At 72.0% G+C, this 17970-nt stretch carries 14 protein-coding genes and 1 pseudogene; 6 read left to right on the top strand and 9 right to left on the bottom strand.

Annotated features, from left to right (window positions below; translation table 11 throughout):
* Nucleotides 1–82: 82 nt before the first annotated feature.
* The 5 genes and pseudogenes from AB0O34_RS21825 to AB0O34_RS21805 all read right to left on the bottom strand — a co-directional run bounded on the left by AB0O34_RS21825 (nt 83) and on the right by AB0O34_RS21805 (nt 4620).
* Nucleotides 83–763 carry a M15 family metallopeptidase gene (locus AB0O34_RS21825; protein ID WP_363917984.1) on the bottom strand — a complete coding sequence of 227 codons (681 nt, stop codon included), beginning with the start codon at nt 761–763 and terminating at the stop codon, nt 83–85.
* A 162-nt stretch (nt 764–925) separates the two neighbouring features.
* Nucleotides 926–1519, bottom strand: coding sequence for a tetratricopeptide repeat protein (locus AB0O34_RS21820; RefSeq protein ID WP_363917982.1), 594 nt, complete (start codon nt 1517–1519; stop codon nt 926–928).
* A 128-nt stretch (nt 1520–1647) separates the two neighbouring features.
* A pseudogene (locus AB0O34_RS21815) lies at nt 1648–3114 on the bottom strand (BTAD domain-containing putative transcriptional regulator); the annotation flags it as partial.
* A gap of 223 nt (nt 3115–3337) precedes the next feature.
* Nucleotides 3338–3796, bottom strand: coding sequence for a hypothetical protein (locus AB0O34_RS21810; RefSeq protein WP_363917980.1), 459 nt, complete (start codon nt 3794–3796; stop codon nt 3338–3340).
* A 62-nt stretch (nt 3797–3858) separates the two neighbouring features.
* Entirely contained in the window at nt 3859–4620 is a 762-nt protein-coding gene (locus tag AB0O34_RS21805) for an alpha/beta fold hydrolase (RefSeq protein ID WP_363917978.1), read from the bottom strand.
* 191 nt (nt 4621–4811) lie between these two features.
* Between AB0O34_RS21805 and AB0O34_RS21800 the strand changes: the two genes are divergently transcribed.
* Nucleotides 4812–5516 carry a lysophospholipid acyltransferase family protein gene (locus tag AB0O34_RS21800; RefSeq protein WP_363917976.1) on the top strand — a complete coding sequence of 235 codons (705 nt, stop codon included), beginning with the start codon at nt 4812–4814 and terminating at the stop codon, nt 5514–5516.
* Nucleotides 5517–5595: 79 nt separating this feature from the next.
* Here the strand turns inward: AB0O34_RS21800 and hypF are convergent, their stop codons facing one another.
* The 4 genes from hypF to AB0O34_RS21780 form a co-directional block, all read right to left on the bottom strand.
* Nucleotides 5596–7911: a carbamoyltransferase HypF gene (hypF, locus tag AB0O34_RS21795; protein WP_363917974.1), complete on the bottom strand. Its 2316-nt coding sequence runs from the start codon at nt 7909–7911 to the stop codon at nt 5596–5598.
* Nucleotides 7912–7915: 4 nt separating this feature from the next.
* A complete protein-coding gene (locus AB0O34_RS21790) occupies nt 7916–8908 on the bottom strand; it encodes a Gfo/Idh/MocA family oxidoreductase (RefSeq protein ID WP_363917972.1) in 993 nt (330 codons plus the stop codon).
* Between the two features lie 148 nt (nt 8909–9056).
* A complete protein-coding gene (locus AB0O34_RS21785) occupies nt 9057–10433 on the bottom strand; it encodes a rhamnulokinase family protein (protein ID WP_363917990.1) in 1377 nt (458 codons plus the stop codon).
* Between the two features lie 111 nt (nt 10434–10544).
* Nucleotides 10545–11576 (bottom strand): substrate-binding domain-containing protein, encoded by a 1032-nt coding sequence (locus AB0O34_RS21780; protein WP_363917970.1) that lies wholly within the window; start codon nt 11574–11576, stop codon nt 10545–10547.
* 308 nt (nt 11577–11884) lie between these two features.
* On the opposite strand from AB0O34_RS21780, the gene AB0O34_RS21775 reads away from it, so the two are divergent.
* From AB0O34_RS21775 to rhaI, 5 genes are all read left to right on the top strand, one after another.
* The gene (locus AB0O34_RS21775; RefSeq protein ID WP_363917988.1) at nt 11885–13378 is read left to right on the top strand and encodes a sugar ABC transporter ATP-binding protein; all 1494 of its coding nucleotides are present in this window, start codon (nt 11885–11887) and stop codon (nt 13376–13378) included.
* A gap of 73 nt (nt 13379–13451) precedes the next feature.
* On the top strand, nt 13452–14495 hold the full coding sequence (locus AB0O34_RS21770; protein ID WP_363917968.1) for an ABC transporter permease: 1044 nt from the start codon (nt 13452–13454) through the stop codon (nt 14493–14495).
* Nucleotides 14485–15549, top strand: a complete 1065-nt coding sequence (locus tag AB0O34_RS21765) for an ABC transporter permease (protein ID WP_363917966.1) — start codon at nt 14485–14487, stop codon at nt 15547–15549. The genes AB0O34_RS21770 and AB0O34_RS21765 overlap by 11 nt, the downstream gene beginning before the upstream one ends.
* Nucleotides 15546–16637: a rhamnose ABC transporter substrate-binding protein gene (gene rhaS / locus AB0O34_RS21760; RefSeq protein WP_363917964.1), complete on the top strand. Its 1092-nt coding sequence runs from the start codon at nt 15546–15548 to the stop codon at nt 16635–16637. Before AB0O34_RS21765 ends, rhaS begins: the two co-directional genes overlap by 4 nt.
* A gap of 177 nt (nt 16638–16814) precedes the next feature.
* Nucleotides 16815–17969, top strand: coding sequence for an L-rhamnose isomerase (rhaI, locus tag AB0O34_RS21755; protein ID WP_363917962.1), 1155 nt, complete (start codon nt 16815–16817; stop codon nt 17967–17969).
* Nucleotide 17970 lies beyond the last annotated feature (1 nt).

Below are 17970 nucleotides of genomic sequence, written 5' to 3'. Positions count from 1 at the left end.
TGGCGGGCCGGCCCCGGGCGCGAAGAAATCCCGGGAAGGAATCCCTGTGTTTCAGGGGTCTTCCCGGGATCGTTTCTCTTCGTTACCGGTTCAGTTCTCGCCGGCCGGCGGGTGGCCAGTTCACATGGGAGTAGCGGGCGGCCCCAGAGCCGGTGGCGAGCGCCCAATATCTGTCACCGTAGGACCAGTGCCACCATTCGGTCGGGTAATTGGTCAGCCCGGCCTCCTCGAGGACCTTGGAGAGGATCTCCCGGTTGGCCCTGGCCTCCACCGAGATGTTGGCAGCCGCCGTGTAGCAGGCGTCGTCGCTCTCCTCGGGGCTGGCGTTGACCTCGGTGCCCATCGGCAGTTCCTCCCCCGCCTCCGTGCACAGGGTGAGGTCCACGGCCGCGCCGCAGACGTGCGGAGCGATGTGGGGAGGGGACAGCGAGCGGCTGGTCTGCACGTAGAGATGATCTTCCGGCCAGTCGGGGTTGGCCTCGCGAAGCCTGCCCGCGTACCGGGTGAAGTACCGCTCCTGCAGCGAGTACGGCCGGTACCCCTCCACCACGATGAAGCGCAGCCCGTCCGGCAGCAGCTTCTGCGCCCGGAGGAGCCGCTGGGCCAGCCCCTCGCGGAGGTGGGCGAACGCGCCCTCCGGGTCGGCGAGGCGCCCGTCGAGGAGGATTTCGGTGTTCGCCCGCAGGTCCACCAGGGGCTCGCCCGACTCCTCGACCGGCACGGCGGCCACCCGGGGATCGGACATGAGAATGATCTGTGACACGCTCTCTCCTGAGCACTGTGCCAGGCGGAGCGACCGCCTGCGGCATCTGGCCCCCCGCGACGGCCGCGTGCTCGGCGGGCCTGTCGAGGCGGGCGGGCCTCACGCTGTCGGCCCTCGCCGCCAGGTTCGGCCGCTCCTCTACAAGTTCTCTCCAAAAACGCGCTAAAGAGCGGAGAGAAGTTCCGTGTACTCCCGGGTGCCGAAGGCGGCGAAGACCCCGAGGGCCTCCTCGCGAAGCGCCCGCGCCCCCGCCGCGTCGCCGCGCGCCGCCCGTACGCTCGCCAGGTCACGCAGCGAGCGGGCACGGAAGAGCGGCAGCCCGAGGTCGTCCCAGACGGCGATCGAACGGGTGAGCCGCTCCTCGGCCTCGGCGAAGTCGCCCCGCGCCAGGTGCAGCTCGCCGATCGTGCGCAGGATCAGCGCCTCCCCGAACCGGTCGGCCTGGCCGGTGCAGACGCCTAGAGCGTCCACCAGTCCGGGCAGGACGGCGTCGTGCTCGCCCAGCCGGATGCGCGTCTTGGCCAGCGACTGGACCGCGTAGGCCTCCATCAGCACGTCGTCGGTCTCGCGCAGCAGCTCGACCGCCCGCGCGCTCAGCGTCTCGGCCAGGCGCAGGTCGCCCGACGCGCGATGCACCAGCGCGGTGGAGCGAAGGGTGAGGGCCTCCCCGCGCTTGCTGCCGAGCCGCCTGAACGCGGCGAGCGCGTCGTCGAGCAGCGCCGACGCGGCGGCGTAGTCGCCGCGTTCGAGGAACACCGACCCGGCCAGCCTCTTGGCGTAGCCGGTGCCCGAGTCGTCGCCGAGCTCCTCGAAGGCGGCCCCGCCAGCTCCAGGTGGGGCAGCGCCTGCTCCAGGTCGCCCTCCTCGCGGCAGGCGGTGCCGATGCCCGCGAGCGCGACCGCCTCCCCGTGGGCGTCCCCGCCCTTCCTGAACAGGGGGAGCGACTCGTGGAAGAACCCCCGCGCCTCGGGGTAGCGGTCCTGTCTGTTGCGGAGCTGGCCGAGCCCCACCAGCAGGGTCGCCTCGCCCAGCACGTCACCGGCCCTGCGCACGGCCGCCAGCGCCGCCTCGTGCGTGCGCCGCCACTCGTCGAACCTCGCGTCCACCGAGAACGAGGACGAGCACAGCGCCGCGCTCACCTCGCAGGCCACCTCGTGCAGGTCCATCGCGGCGGCCCGCTCGACGGCGACGACCAGGGCCGGGGCCTCCGCGAGCATGCTGCGGTAGGCGTCGCCGCACTCCTCGAGGGTGCCGGGTATCCCGGTGGGCGGGACGCCGAGGGCGCGCAGGAACCGCCCGAGCACCTCAAGGGGAGGGGCGGGGGAGTCGCTGACGCCGCGCAGGTCGGCGTACAGCTGCCCGTCCGGGTACGCGTCGGTCACCTCGTGGGCGACCTTGACCGCGAGCGCCGACTTGCCGACGCCGCCCTTGCCGGAGATCACCGCCACCGTGACCGTGTCGCTCGGGGCGTTCAGGCACGCAGTCAGCTCGGCGATCTGCGTGGCCCGCCCGGTGAAGTCGGGAACGCCGCGCGGCAGGTGCCCGGGCACGACCTCCTGGCGCGGCTCCTCCTGGACGGCAGGCGGCGCGGGGGAGCCGCCCGTGCCGGCGGGGCTCGTGGCGGGAGCATCGGCCGGCGGCGGCGGGGTGACCGGGCCGACCGGGGCGGCGCCTCGCTTCACGCCGGGCCGGGCCGGCGAGGGGTCCCCCCGCAGCATGGCCTCGAACAGGTGCCGCAGCTCGGCCCCGGGGTCCACGCCCAGCTCGTCCGCCAAGGCGCGGCGGCCCTCGTGGTAGACGGCCAGCGCGTCCGCCTGGCGGCCCAGCCGGTACAGCGCCGTCATCAGCCGGCCGCGCAGCCGCTCGCGGGTAGGGTGCGCCCAGACCAGCTCGGTCAGCTCGCCGACCAGCTCGGCCTCCCTGTGCACGGCGAGCTCCGCGCCGATCCGCTCCTCAAGGACCGAAAGGCGGGTCTGCTCCAGCCGCCCGGCCTCCCCGCGCAGCGCGTCCCCGATGCCGCCGAGGGCCGACCCCCGCCACAGGGCCAGCGCGGCGCGCAGCTCGTCGGCCGCGGCGTCGTGACGGTCCTCGGCGGCGTGGCGGCGGCCCTCCGCCACCCGGTCCTCGAAGGTCCGCAGGTCGAGCTGCCCGTGCTCGGGCCTGATCAGGTAACCCGGCGGCCTGGTCTCCAGCAGGTGGTCCTGCCCGGCGTGCACCAGCGCGCGGCGCAGCCCGTACACGTAGGTCTGGATCAGCGCGTTGGCGCTGCTCGGCGGCCGGTCTCCCCACAGGGCGTCGACGAGGTGCTCACCGGAGACGACCCTGCCCGCGCTGAGGAGCAGTGCCGCCATGAGGGCACGCGGCTTCGGGCCGCCCAGCGAGAGCCGCTCCCCGCGATGCCAGGCTTCCACCGGACCGAGCAGAAGAAATTCCAACCGTCCTCCGTGGGCTCCCCAGGCCACCTAGAGGCAAGTGATAGCACTGACGCCCGCGAAACGGAACCCGTTTGGCGCGAGATCCTCCGACAATCCGACACGGAGGTCTCGCCGGTTGTGGTCGGCACCCCGTGAGCGGTCAGAGGATCGCGCCGTCGTCCCAGCCCGAGTCGGGGGGCGGGCCGTCGCCCATCCGCACGATCAGCGCCACGAAGCCGCCGATGAAGGCGGCGATGGCGGCGAACACGATCCACCCGTCCATCGGCCAGGACAGGAGCGCGGCGAGCAGCAGGTAGGCCGGGCCGCCGAACAGGGCGAACCAGGCGATCTTGGTGCCGGCGTCCATCTTCGGGAGCGGCGGCGGGGGAGGCGGGACGTAGTGGTCGCCGTCGTCCTCTTCGGGAGCCGGGGGCGGGGCGGCCGGCTCCTCCTCGCGGGTCTCCGCGGGGATCTCCGCCTTCACCTGCTGGGGGGCGTCTTCGACGGGGACGTTCTCGCGGTCCGGCCATGGCTGGCCGGCCGAGGTGGCCTCGGCGGTTTCGTTGAAAGAGGCGACGATCTGACGCCAGACCTCGTCCTCATCACTCTGTGGCGTCACCGGTCACTTCGATTCGTTCCTCTGCTCATGATGAGGTCGGATCAGTCTTCTCCGCAGTGGGATCAGTCTCTCTGCAAGGGTACCGACGCATGGGCCCTGATGAAGTCGAGGCTCCCCTCGAAAATCTCGGGAGCATCGTTGTCGAGCGTCGCCACGTGGTAGCTGTTCGCGCACTCGCGGACCGTCAGGTTGTCGCCGAGGGCCTGGCGCAGCAGCTCGACGCTCGCCGGTTTCACAACGTGGTCCTCGGGGCTGTGGTAGACCAGCACGGGCTGGGTGACCCGGCCGAGCTCCGACTGGACCAGCGACCACAGCCTCGGGAGCGTGGCCGCCGCCCTGACCGGAGTGCGCGTGTAGCCCAGCTCGGTGACCCCCTCTCGCTTGATGTCGTTCGCGACGCCGGCGACCGAGGGGAGCACGAACCTCAGCACGGGGGCCAGCTTCAGCAGCGGGGTGTCGTTCACGATGGACGGGTTCACGACCACCAGGCCACGCACCGAAGAGCCGTGCACCTCCGCCAGCCGGAACGCCATGCACCCCCCGAGCGACAGGCCCATGACGAAGACCTCGGCACACCTGCTCCTGAGGCTCTCGAAGGCCCTCTCCAGCTCGGCGAACCAGTCCTCCCAGCGGGTGCGGTTCATCTCCTGCCAGGTGGTGCCGTGTCCGGGCAGGCGGGGCAGCGACACCGTGAGGCCCGCCGCCGCGAGGTACTGCCCCCAGGGGCGCAGCGACTGCGGCGTCCCGGTGAAACCATGGCAGAGCAGGACCCCGACCTGGCCACCTTCGTGCTGATACGGCTCGGAGCCGGGCATGAGCGGCATGTTGGGTTCCTCTCCTGATACGGCAGGCTCGATCGTCGCACGTTCGAGGGCCGTCCCGCGAGATCCGCGAGCCCGGTGTCGCGGTTGGTGGGCGGTGAGGTGTAGGTGAGGTGCGCCCGGCATGCGAAGATGACGCCACGCCGGTTACAGCGATGTGAACCCCGAGAGAAGCCAGAGAAGAGGTGCCCCGAGTGTTCTACTGGGTGGTGAAGGCCATTCTCTCGCCGTTCCTCCATCTGGTGTTCCGTCCCTGGGCCGAGGGCAAGGAGCATGTCCCGAAGGAGGGCCCGTCGATCCTCGCGGGCAACCACCTGTCGTTCGCCGACCACTTCTTCGGCGCGCTGCCGCTGCCCCGCAAGGTCATCTCGCTCGGCAAGGCCGAGTACTTCACCGGGCGCGGCATCAAGGGGCTGCTGAGCCGGGCGTTCTTCACCGGCGTCGGCACCGTGCCCATCGACAGGTCAGGCGGCAAGGCCAGCGAGGCGGCGCTGCGCACCGGCCTGCGCATCCTGCGCGAGGGCCAGGTCCTCGGCATCTACCCCGAGGGCACCCGCTCGCCCGACGGGCGCCTCTACAAGGGCAAGACGGGCGTGGCCCGGCTGGCACTGGAGTCGCGGGTGCCGGTGATCCCCTGGGCGATGGTGAACACGTTCGAGATGATGCCTCCCGGCCGCAGGTTCCCGAAGCTCGGCATCCGCCCCGGCGTGAAGTACGGCAAGCCGCTCGACTTCTCCCGCTACTACGGCATGGAGGAGGACCGGCTGGTGCTCCGCGCCGTCACCGACGAGATCATGTACGCGCTGATGGAGCTGTCCGGCCAGGAGTACGTCGACAAGTACGCCGCCAGCGCCAAGGTCGAGATGGCCCGCGCGGCGAGGAAGCCCGCCTCCTCCTAGGCGCGAGGATGCAGGGGTGACCGGGCGGTTCGGTGTCTCCGGCGCGCGATCGACCGTCGCCGTCGAGGCGAGCAGCGCGTCAGCTCAGCCGGTCCGGTGGCCTGGCCGCCGCCACCGCCACCTGGCCGAGGCTGATGCCCCCGTCGTTCGGCGGGACGCGGGAGTGCAGCAGCACCCTGAAGCCGCGCTCCTCCAGCAGGCCGGTCGCCCGCTCGACGAGGAAGAGGTTCTGGAACACCCCTCCGGACAGCGCCACCGCCGCCAGGCCGGTGCGCTCGCGTACCCGCAGGCAGCCTTCCACGATGAGCCGGGCGACCCCGTTGTGGAAGCGCGCGGAGATCACCCCCGCCTCGGCCCCCGCGCGGGTGTCCTCCAGCACCGCCTCGACCAGATCGCGCCCCGCCACCGTGAACGGGCGCTCACCGGCCGTCGCGCCGCCGGCGGGGTCGAGGATGCGGCAGGGGTACGCCCGCCGCTCGCCGGGCGCGGCGATCTGCTCCAGCTCGACGGCGGCCTGCCCCTCGTAGGTGACCGCGTCGCGCCCCGTGACCATGGCGGCGACCGCGTCGAACAGGCGTCCCGCGCTGGAGGTCGGCGGCGCGTTCACGCCCCGCGCGGCCATGGCGGCGACGGCGTCCCACTGGCCGGCGTTCCGCTCGCGTATCGACAGCCCCTCCGGCGCCCCCGTGCCGAGGTAGGCGGCGGCCATGCGCCAGGGCCGGCGGATCGCGGTCGCCCCGCCGGGCATGGGCACCGTCTCCAGATGCCCCGCGCGCTCGAACCCGGCCAGATCGGCGACCAGGAACTCGCCGCCCCACAGCGTGCCGTCCGGGCCGTATCCGAGCCCGTCGAAGGCCACGCCGATCACCGGCCCCGCCTCGCCGTTGTCGGCCAGGCACGACGCGATGTGCGCGTGGTGGTGCTGCACGCCCACCAGCTCGACGCCTTCCCGCTCCAGCGCGTACTTGGTCGAGAGGTACTCCGGGTGCAGGTCGTGGGCGACCACCTCGGGCCTGATGCCGAACAGCCGCTGGAAATGCCCGACGCCGTCGGTGAACGACCTGAGGGTCTCGTAGTTCTCCAGGTCCCCGATGTGGTGCGACACGAACGCGCGGCGTCCCTCGGCCAGGCAGAAGGTGTGCTTCAGCTCGGCTCCGCAGCCGAGCACCGGCCGGCGGACCTCTGCCGGGAGGGGCAACGGCGCCGGGACGTAGCCCCGCGAGCGGCGGATCGGCAGCTCCCTGCCCCGGAACACCCGGACGACCGAGTCGTCGGTGCGGGTGTGGATCGGGCGGTCGTGGACGAGGAAGGCGTCCGAGATGCCGTGCAGGCGCTTGAACGCCACCTCGTCGAGGTAGGCGATCGGCTCGTCGGAGACGTTCCCGCTGGTCAGCACGATCGGGGTGGGGAAGTGCCGCAGCAGCAGGTGGTGCAGGGGGGAGTAGGGCAGCATCACGCCGAGCGACCGTGCCCCGGGCGCGACCGCGTCCGCGACCCCTATGAGCCCGTCCTTCGCGGCGGGGTGTTCGGCGCGGCGGCGCAGGAGCACGATGGGCCGGCGCCGGCCGGTGAGCAGCCGCTCCTCGTCCGGGCCGATCTCGCAGAGCAGGCGTGCCGCCGCCAGGCAGGGCACCATCAGCGCGAACGGCCGGTCCTCCCGGTGCTTTCCGGCGCGCAGCGCCGTGACCGCACGCTCCAGATCGGCACGGACGGCTAGGTGGTACCCGCCGATGCCCTTGACCGCGAGGAGCCGTCCCGCCCGGAGGAGCCCGGCCGCCTCCGCCACGGGGTCGCCCGGGATCTCCCGCAGCGAGGCGTCGACCAGCCGCAGGCGCGGGCCGCACTCGGCGCAGCACAGCGGCTGGGCGTGGAACCGCCTGCTGGCCGGGTCGTGGTACTCCGCCGAGCACGCCTGGCACATCTCGAACGCCGCCATCGTGGTGCCGGCCCGGTCGTACGGAGAGGCCCGGACGATCGTGAAGCGCGGCCCGCAGGCGGTGCAGTTGATGAACGGATAGCCGTACCTGCGGTCGGAGGGATCCTCCAGCTCCCGCAGGCAGTCGGCGCAGGTGGCGACATCGGGGGATATGAGGGCCCGCCCCCGCCCCGCGCCCGTGCTCGGCGCGATGCCGAACCCGGGCACACCCGTGACGGGCACCTCCCGCCAGGTGACGCCGTCGACGATCGCGAGCGGAGGCGGCCTGTGCCTCACGGTCTCCAGGAACTCGGCCACGGCGGTGGAGAGGCCCTCGACCTCGATGAACACGCCGTGCTCGTCGTTGCCGACCACCCCGCACAGCCCCAGCCGCGTCGCGAGCCGATGGACGAAAGGGCGGAATCCCACCCCCTGGACGACACCGTCGACCCGGATCTCGGCACGGACGCTAGGGCTCACATGATCAGTCTCCGGCGGTGACCGGCGCCAGGCAACGAAGGCGCGCGACGTGGCCCCGCGCCTCCTCGATCAGGCGCATCATGGCGAGGCTGTCCTCCAGCGGCATGACGGCGCTCTCGGTGCGGCCCTCGGCCAGCGCGTCGCGCACCTCGCGGAGCTCCCCGGCGTACCCGTTGTCGGAGTCGGCGATCGCGTGCTCCTCGGGCTCGCCGGAGAGACCGCGCAGGATCATGCGGCGGGGAGCGAAGAAGGGGGCGTCGAGGTCGGCGCGCATGGTCGTGCCCGTCACCGAGGCGGTGTTGGCCAGCGGGCTGAGCAGCGAGGTGTCCAGCAGCGCCCGCGCGCCGTTGTTCCACGACATCAGCAGCCCCACCTCGGCGTCCACCTCCGAAGGGGAGAGGGTGCCGGTGACGGTCATCGCGCCGGGCTCGCCCAGCAGGAGCTGGGCCAGGCCCATCGGGTAGATGCCGAGGTCGAGCAGGGCCCCGCCGCCGAGCGCGGGATCCCACAGCCGGTGCGCCGGATCGTAGGGCAGGGGGAACCCGAACGACGCGGACACCGACCGCACCGTGCCGAAGCTCCCGTCGCGCACGAGCCCGTGCAGCCGCCTCACCAGCGGGTTGAACCGCATCCACATGGCCTCCATGAGGAAGACCCCCGCCTCGCGCGCCAGCTTGACCATGCGCTCGGCGTCGGCGGCGGTGGCGGCCAGGGGCTTCTCGCACAGCACCCCCCGCCCCGCCGCGATGGCGAGCTCGGCGACCGGGAGGTGGTGGGAGTGCGGCGTCGCGATGTACACGACGTCAACCTCGGGATCGAGCACCAGCTCCTCGTGGGAGCCGTACGCGCGGGACGCGCCCAGCTCGTGGGCGAGCCCGCGCGCCCGGTCGAGATCACGGGAGCCGACGGCGGCCACCCGCATGCCCGGCTCCCGCGCGATCACCTGCCCGACCGTGCGGGCGATGCCGCCCGTGGCCGCGATACCCCACGACAGCACTGGTGCTCCTTCCGGGTGCGACCTCCGCCGTAGGGCTTCGGCGCTCTGCTCGTTCCGGGTACAGCATGCACGTACCTTGTGTCCGGCAGGTACCTCTTCACGGCCACTTGTTGATCGCAGGGCCGTCCATCTGGCCGGATCGACGGATCTAGGAGACGGCCAGGCGGTCGGCGGCGGCGGACCAGAGCGACTGGTCGCCCTTCGGCTCGTAGGCGGTGATCGGCTCGCCGCGGCGTACGAGGTCGCGGATGTCGGTGACCAGGCCGTGCGCGCGGGCCTGGACCAGCGCGTTGCCGAGCGCCGCCGCCTCGACCGGCCCGGCCCGCACCGGAAGGCCGGTGGCGTCGGCGGTCATCTGGCAGAGCAGCCCGTTGCGCGCCCCGCCGCCGACGATGTGGATCACCTCGACGTCGTGGCCGCTGAGGCGTGCGGCGTCGAGCACGGCACGCCGGTAGGCGAGGGCCAGGCTTTCGAGCACGCAGCGGACGGTCTCCGCCGCGCCGGAGGGGGGCCGGCGGCCGGCGCGCTCGCAGTAGGCGGCGATGCGGCCGGGCATGTCGCCGGGGGGCAGGAAGGACGGGTCGTCGGGGTCGACCAGCGCCGCGAACGGGCGTGCCCGCCCGGCGGCGGCCAGCAGGCCGGGCAGGCCGGGGTCGCCCCAGGCCCGCAGGCACTCCTGCAGGATCCAAAGGCCCATGACGTTGCGCAGGTAGCGGGTGGTGCCGTCGAGGCCGCCCTCGTTGGTGAAGTTGGCCTCGCGGCTCGCGTCGGTGAGCACGGGCCCGGGAAGCTCGACGCCGACGAGCGACCAGGTGCCGGAGGAGATGTAGGCGAACCCCGGGGTGGTGGCGGGAACGGCGGCCACGGCCGAGGCGGTGTCGTGGGAGGCCACCGCGATCACGGGCACGGGCTCGCCCGCGTTCCCGATGCCGGCGGCCACGTCGGGACGCAGGACTCCGGCGGGGGAGCCGGGCGGGCGCAGGGCGGGGAAGATCTCACCGGGGAGGCCGAGGCGGCTCATGAGCGGGCGGGCCCAGTCGCCCGTGCGGACGTCGTACAGCCCGGTGGTGGAGGCGTTGGTGACCTCGGCGCCGATCGATCCGGTCAGCCAGTAGGTGAGCAGGTCGGGGATCATGAGCAGCGTCTCGGCCCGGTCGAGGGCCTCACGGTCGGCCAGGAGCTGGTAGACGGTGTTGAACGGCAGGAACTGCAGGCCGCTCACCCCGTACAGCGAGGCGGCGCCCATCTCGGCGACCACCCGCTCCATGACCCCTGAGGTGCGCTCGTCGCGGTAGTGGACGGGGTTGCCGAGCAGCCGGCCGGAGGAGTCGAGCAGGCCGTAGTCGACCGCCCAGGAGTCGACGCCGATGGAGTCGACCGGCCCGGCCTTGCGCAGGCCGTCGAGAATGCCCTGGTAGAGGGAGAGGATGTCCCAGTGGAGGGTGCCCCCGGCCCGGACGGGCCGGTTGGCGAACCGGTGGACCTCGGTCAGCTCGACCCCGCCGGCGTCGATGCGCGCCGTCATCACCCGCCCGCTGGAGGCCCCGAGGTCGACGGCCGCGACCTTGCTCACCACCACCTCCTCACCTCCCGGGCGCCCCTCAGGCCCGGTGGCCGTGCCGCGCGCGGGGCCGCCTCACCCGCGCCGGGTGGACTCGCGGGCCACGAGCTCGGGCTGGAACATGATCTGCTGGTGGGCATGGCTCTCCGGGTTGTCGCACTCGTCGAGGAGGAGCTCGGTGGCGATGCGGCCGAGCTTGTAGGTCGGCTGCCGGATCGAGCTCAGCGAAACGGCGGAGGCGGCGGCGAAGTCGATGTCGTCGTAACCGATGAGGGCGACGTCGTGGGGCACCCGCAGGCCGGCCTGGAGCAGCCCTCGTAGCAGGCCGAGGGCGAGCAGGTCGTTGGCGCAGAAGATCGCGTCGGGGAGGCGGCCCCCGGCGACCAGCTTCTCGGCCGCCCGCTGCCCCGCCCTGGCGTTCATGGCCGGCATCTCGACGACCTCCAGCGCCGAGGCGGGGTCGAGGCCGGCCGCCGCGATGGCCTGCTCGGCGCCGCTCATGCGGTCGAGGCACTGCCGGATGGTCAGCGGGCCGGTGACGAAGGCGAGCCGGGCGGCGCCGCCGTCGAGCAGGTGGCCCGCCGCCGTGCGCCCGCCGGTGATGTCGTTGACGGCGACCGAGCACTGGTCGGGACGGTGGGCGGGGTGGTCGACGAGCACGACGCTGATGCCGCGGTCGCGGATCACGTCGAGCCGGGCGGGATCCTCGTCGGAAGGGGTGATCAGCAGGCCGCGCACGCGCTGCTCGGCGAAGACGCGCAGGTTGCGCTCCTCCTTCACCCGGTCTCCCGAGGAGTTGCCGAGGATCACGGCATAGCCCAGCTCGCTGGCCACGTCCTCCACGCCGGCGGCGACGTCGGTGAAGAAGGGGTTGCCGATGTCGATCACCGAAAGGCCGATGGTGCGGCTGTGGCCCGCGCGCAGCGTGGACGCCGAGCCGTGCCGCACGAAGCCGAGCTCCCTGATGACCTGCTCGACGCGGGAGCGCGTCTCAGCCGCCACCTTGTGGGGCCGGTTGAGCACGTTGGACACCGTGCCGGGCGAGACCCCGGCCTGCGCGGCGACCTCCTTGATGCTCACCGTGCTTCCGGTGCTCCCCGTGGTCATCCGTACTCCTTCGGTGGTCGGCGTTTATTAAAACGTGCCAGCGGTAGCGCGCACCAGGCCTCGTACGAATATCGCACAGGGATGCGGAACCTGGGCCGGGGATGCGGTGGAGAAGCCCCGGTAACGCTCTGGAAACAGCGGCTTCACCCCCCATTGACATGGTCGCCGGACCGGCCGTAGCGTCCCGGCAAGGCCATTAAAACGTTTTTGGCTCCGCATGCCAAGCGCTAAGGAAGGGGCGGGTCAGCGTGAACGATCCGGGCGAGGTCGAGGCCCCGCGGGGGCCCGCCTCCGGCACGGCGCCGCCGGTGCTCGCACTGAGGCAGGTCAGCAAGTCGTTCGGCGCGGTCCGCGCGCTGAGAGGTGTCTCGCTGGAGCTGTTCGCCGGCGAGGCCCACGCGCTCGCGGGGGAGAACGGCGCGGGCAAGTCCACCCTCGTCAAGACCCTGACCGGCGTCCACCGCCCCGACGAGGGCGAGGTGCTGCTCGACGGGCGGCCCGTGGAGTTCGACGGCCCCGCCGCCGCCCAGGAGGCCGGCGTGGCCGTGATCTACCAGGAGCCCACGCTCTTCCCCGATCTCTCCGTCGAGGAGAACATCTTCATGGGCCGCCAGCCGCGCGCCCGGTTCGGGCGCATCGACCGGCGTACCGTGCGGCGCGAGGCCACCGAGCTGTTCAGGCGCCTCGGCGTCGCGCTCGACCCGGCAAGGCCCGCGCGCGGCCTGTCCATCGCCGACCAGCAGCTCGTCGAGATCGCCAAGGCGCTGTCGCGCGAGGCGCGCGTCCTCATCATGGACGAGCCCACCGCCGCGCTGTCGGGCAACGAGGTCGCCCGGCTGTTCAGTGTGGTCGAGGCGCTCAGGGAGCACGGCTGCGCGGTGCTGTTCATCTCCCACCGCCTCGATGAGATCTTCGAGCTCTGCCGGAGCGTCACGACCCTGCGCGACGGGGCGTGGGTGGCGAGCGAGCACATCTCCGGGCTCACCCCCGACGACCTGGTGAGGCGCATGGTCGGCCGCCACCTCGACACCCTCTACCCCAAGCAGGAGACCACGCCGGGCGAGGTGGCGCTGACCGTCAGCCGTCTCACCCGCGAGGGCGTGTTCACCGACATCTCGTTCGAGGTGCGCCGGGGCGAGATCGTCGCCCTGGCGGGTCTGGTCGGGGCGGGCCGCAGCGAGGTCGCGCGCGCGATCTTCGGGGTCGACCGCTGGGACGCGGGCTCGGTGGAGGTCGGCGGGCGCCGCCTGCCCGCCGGCAGCCCGGCCGCCGCGATGGCGGCGGGCCTCGCGCTCGTCCCCGAGGACCGCCGGCAGCAGGGCCTGGTCATGGACCTGTCGATCGAGCGCAACATCGCCCTCACGGGCCTCAGGAGCGTGCGGCGGGGCCCGGTGGTCTCCCGTGCCGCCGAGCGCGACCGGGCGCGCGACTGGGCCACGCGGCTCCAGCTCAAGTTCACCCGGCTCGGCGACGCGGTGAACGTCCTGTCGGGCGGAAACCAGCAGAAGGTCGTGCTGGCCAAGTGGCTGGCCACCGACCCCGCGGTGCTGATCGTCGACGAGCCCACCCGGGGCATCGACATCGGCACCAAGGCCGAGGTGCACCGCCTGCTGTCCGAGCTGGCCGGGCGCGGCATCGCCGTCCTGATGATCTCTTCTGACCTGCCGGAGGTGCTGGGCATGGCCGACCGCGTGCTCGTCATGCACGAGGGCCGGCTCACCGCGGAGATCGCGCGTGAGCTGGCCACCGAGGAAAGCGTCATGACGGCCGCCACCGGCCGTGCCCCGGAGGCGGCCGCGTGATCGCCCAAGGACTCCGGGGCCGCGTGACCGCCCCGCGGCTCGCGGGCCGCCGCGGAGGCGCGGGGGGCGTCGCGTGACCGCCGTCACCGCCGGCGACAGGCCGGCCGGGGAGCGCGGCGCCAGGGGCCTGGTCGAGCTGGTCTTCCGTGCCCGCGAGCTCAGCCTGGTGGCCGCCATCGCCGTCCTGGTCCTCGTCACCGCCGCCGTCAACCCGAACTTCCTTTCCGGCCAGGGTGTGAAGGACATCTTCCTCAACACCTCGATCTTGGCGCTGCTCGCCGTCGGCCAGTCGCTGGTCGTCATCACCAGGAACATCGACCTGTCCGTCGGCTCCGTCGTCGGGCTGGTCGCCTTCTCCGTCGGCAAGTTCCTCGCCGCCGACCCCGGCGGGCGGGGCGTCGTGGTGGCGCTCGTCTTCGGCGTCGCGATCGGCGCGGCGTGCGGGCTGCTCAACGGCCTGCTCGTGAGCTTCTGCCGCGTGCCCGCCCTGGTGGTCACCCTCGGCACGCTGTACGTCATCCAGGGCCTCGACCACTACATCGCCCACGGCCAGCAGATCAACGCCGTCGACCTCCCGCAGGCCCTGCTGAACCTCGGCAACGAGGGCGTGCTCGGCGTGCCTTACCTCCCGATCATCACGGTCGCCGTCATGCTGGCCGTCGGCTACTACCTGCGCTCCTATCCCTCCGGGCGCGACTTCTACGCCATCGGGTCGAGCCCCGAGGCCGCCCGCCTCGCCGGCGTGCCCGTACGGCGCCGCGTCCTCGCCGCCTACCTGTTCAGCGGCGCGCTCGCCGGGCTCGCCGGGGTGCTGTGGCTCGCGAGGTTCGGCACGGTCGTCGCCGACTCGGCGCGCGGATGGGAGCTGCTCGTGGTCAGCGCCGTCGTGGTGGGCGGGGTGGCCATCGTCGGCGGCGTCGGCACGGTGTACGGCGCGGTGCTGGGCGCCCTGCTGCTGACCACCATCGGCAGCGCCCTGGTCGTGCTGAAGGTGAACTCGTTCTGGCAGCAGGCGCTCACCGGCGCGCTGCTGCTGCTGGCCATCACCGTCGACCGGGTGCTCGCGGTGCGGGTCACGCGGCTGCTGCGCAGGAGGAGCGTCCGCCATGGCGCCTGACCTGATGACGACCACCGGCACCGGCAAGGCGCCCCAGGCTCCGGCCGCCCGGTCCGCGATCGGCCGGTTCGCCCGCTGGGACGTGCTGGTCACCGCACTGCTGATCGCCGTGTTCCTCGTCGGCGCGGCGGGGTCGCCCGACTTCGCCAGCACCGGCAACCTGTCGTTCGCCCTGGGAGACCTCGGCGAGATAGCGCTCATCGCGCTGGCGATGACGCTTCTCGTCGTGGCCGCCGAGGTCGACCTCTCCGTGGCCTCGGTCCTCGGGCTCTCCAGCGCCCTGCTCGGCGCCCTGTGGGACGGCGGCTGGGCGATCGAGACCATCATCCCGGTGGTCGTGCTCGTGGGCGCGGTGTGCGGGCTGGTGAACGGCCTGCTGGTCACCCGGCTCGGCCTGCCCTCGCTCGCGGTCACGATCGGCACGCTCGCGCTCTACCGCGGCCTCGCGTACGTCGTGCTCGGCGACAAGGCGGTGGCGGAGTTCCCCCAGAGGTACACCGACCTGGTGACCGGAGACGTGCCCGGCACGCCCATCCCGTGGCCTGTCGCCCTGTTCGTCCTCCTCGCGATCGTCACGGGCGTCGTCCTGCACGCCACCGGCATCGGGCGGGCGCTGTTCGCGATCGGCTCGCAGGAGGAGGCGGCCTTCTTCGCCGGCATCCGGGTCAAGCGCATCAAACTGGTGCTCTTCGTGGTCTCCGGCACGATGGCCGCCTTCGCCGGTGTGGTGTACACGCTCAGATACGGCAGCGCCAGGGCCGACAACGGCTTCGGCGTCGAGCTGGCCGTCATCGCGGCCGTGCTGCTGGGCGGCGTCGACTTCGACGGCGGCAAGGGCACGCTCGGCGGGGTCGTCGCCGGCGTGCTGCTCATAGGCCTGCTGCGCAACCTGCTCATGCTCAACGACGTGGCGACCGAGATCCAGTCGATCGTCACCGGCCTGCTCCTCATCGTCTCGGTCCTCACCCCGCGCCTCGCGGCGGTCCTGCGACAACGACGCCGCTCCCCGTCTTCGCACACCCCCCGCTCCTCCACGGAAGAAAGAGATCGATGATGACGCACTCTTCACGGCGGTTCGCTTCCGCGGTCCTCGCCACGAGCGTCCTTGCGCTCGGGCCGGCGGCCTGCGGCGGCACCACGAAGGACTCCACCACCTCGTCCGCGCCCCCGGCCGAGCCCGCGGCGTCGTCGTCGGCCAAGGCCGACCCGAACGCGCCCGTCAAGCAGGGGCTGAAGCTCGCCTTTCTCCCCAAGGCGATCAACAACCCGTACGAGACGATCGTCGACAACGCGGGCATCGAGGCCGCGAAGGAGTTCTCCGGCACGGCCAAGGAGGTCGGCCCCTCCGACGCGTCGGCGTCGTCCCAGATCTCCTACATCAACACGCTCACGCAGCAGGGCCAGGACGCCATCCTCATCGCCGCCAACGACGCCAACGCGGTCTGCGGCCCGCTCAAGCAGGCCATGGCCAAGGGCATCAAGATCGTGGCCTACGACTCCGACGCCGCCAAGGAGTGCCGCGACATCTTCATCAACCAGGCCAGCTCCGAGGAGGTCGGCCGCAGCCAGGTCAAGCTGCTCGCCGACATGATCGGCCACAGGGGCGACATCGCCATCCTGTCGGCCACCGCGAACGCCACGAACCAGAACACCTGGATCGGCTTCATGAAGGACGAGCTGACCAAGCCCGAGTACAAGGACATGAAGCTCGTCAAGGTCGCCTACGGTGACGACGAGGACCAGAAGTCGTTCCAGCAGACCCAGGGTCTTCTGCAGGCGTATCCCAACCTCAAGGGCATCATCTCCCCGACCACGGTCGGCATCTCGGCGGGCGCCCGCTACATCTCCGGCTCCAAGTACAAGGGCAAGGTCGTGCTGACCGGCCTCGGCACGCCGAACCAGATGCGCAAGTTCGTCAAGGACGGCACCGTCCAGAAGTTCGCCCTGTGGAACCCCAAGGACCTCGGCTACCTGGCCGCCTACGCCGCGGCGGCGCTCTCCTCCGGGCAGATCACCGGGGCCGAGGGCGAGACCTTCAAGGCCGGCAAGCTCGGCGAGAAGACGATCGGCAAGGACGGCGAGGTCATCCTCGGCCCGCCGTTCACGTTCGACTCCGCCAACATCGGCCAGTTCGACTTCTAGACCCCGCGTTCTGAAGACCGTGTGCGGCTCGCGCGGGCACGCCCGCCCCGCTGACCAGGGCAGAGGCCCGCGCGAGCCGTACGTGAGGAGCAATTGATCATGAAGCGTGTGTGCCGTCCCGACGAAGGCATGTTCACGCTCGACGAAGTTTTCCATCTCGACTGATCGGGGACTCACATGGCAACGGACATCAAGGCGGCGCTGCGAACACAGCGCATAGAGACGCCCTCCTGGGCGTACGGCAACTCGGGCACCCGGTTCAAGGTGTTCGCCCAGAAGGGCGTGCCGCGAGATCCGTACGAGAAGCTGGCCGACGCGGCCCAGGTGCACCGGTTCACCGGCGTCGCCCCGACCGTCGCCCTGCACATCCCGTGGGACAAGGTGGACGACTACGCCGACCTGGCGCGGCACGCCCGCGAGCTGGGCGTCGGCATCGGCGCGATCAACTCCAACGTCTTCCAGGACGACGACTACATGCTGGGCAGCGTCACCAACCCCGATCCCGGCGTGCGGCGCAAGGCGCTCGACCACCTGCTGGAGTGCGTCGACATCATGGACCTCACCGGGTCCCGCACCCTCAAGCTGTGGTTCTCCGACGGCACCAACTACCCCGGGCAGGACGACGTCCGCTCCCGCCAGGACCGGCTGGCCGAGGCGCTGGCGGCGGTGTACGACCGGCTGGGCGAGGACCAGCGGTTCCTGCTGGAGTACAAGCTGTTCGAGCCCGCCTTCTACGTGACCGACGTGCCCGACTGGGGCACCGCGTACGCCCACTGCCTCAAGCTCGGGCCGAAGGCGCAGGTCGTCGTGGACACCGGCCACCACGCCCCGGGCACGAACATCGAGTTCATCGTGGCGTTCTTGCTGCGCGAAGGGAAGCTCGGCGGGTTCGACTTCAACTCCCGCTTCTACGCCGACGACGACCTGATGGTGGGCGCGGCCGACCCGTTCCAGCTCTTCCGCATCATGTACGAGGTCATCAGGGGCGGCGGCTACGCCGAGCACATCGCGTTCATGCTCGACCAGTGCCACAACATCGAGGCCAAGATCCCCGGCCAGATCCGCTCGGTGATGAACGTCCAGGAGGCCACCGCCAAGGCGCTGCTGGTCGACGGCGACGCGCTGGCGAAGGCCCAGGCCGAGGGCGACGTGCTCGGTGCCAACGCCGTGTTCATGGACGCCTACGACACCGACGTGCGGCCGCTGCTCGCCGAGCTGCGCGAGGAGTCCGGCCTCGACGCCGACCCGATGGCCGCCTACCGGCGCTCCGGGTACGCCGAGAAGATCGTCACCGACCGGGTGGGCGGCGCCCAGGCCGGATGGGGGGCCTGAC

This window comes from Sphaerisporangium sp. NPDC088356 (assembly GCF_040685555.1).
GTDB lineage: Bacteria > Actinomycetota > Actinomycetes > Streptosporangiales > Streptosporangiaceae > Sphaerisporangium.
This window is presented reverse-complemented; position numbering and strand designations above follow the sequence as displayed.

Excerpts from the sequence above, each read along its gene's own strand:
- rhaI (WP_363917962.1), top strand. The coding sequence starts at position 16,815 with ATGGCAACGGACATCAAGGCGGCGCTGCGAACACAGCGCATAGAGACG.
- AB0O34_RS21805 (WP_363917978.1), bottom strand. The coding sequence starts at position 4,620 with ATGCCGCTCATGCCCGGCTCCGAGCCGTATCAGCACGAAGGTGGCCAG.
- AB0O34_RS21765 (WP_363917966.1), top strand. The coding sequence starts at position 14,485 with ATGGCGCCTGACCTGATGACGACCACCGGCACCGGCAAGGCGCCCCAG.
- rhaS (WP_363917964.1), top strand. The coding sequence starts at position 15,546 with ATGATGACGCACTCTTCACGGCGGTTCGCTTCCGCGGTCCTCGCCACG.
- AB0O34_RS21780 (WP_363917970.1), bottom strand. The coding sequence starts at position 11,576 with ATGACCACGGGGAGCACCGGAAGCACGGTGAGCATCAAGGAGGTCGCC.
- AB0O34_RS21785 (WP_363917990.1), bottom strand. The coding sequence starts at position 10,433 with ATGACGGCGCGCATCGACGCCGGCGGGGTCGAGCTGACCGAGGTCCAC.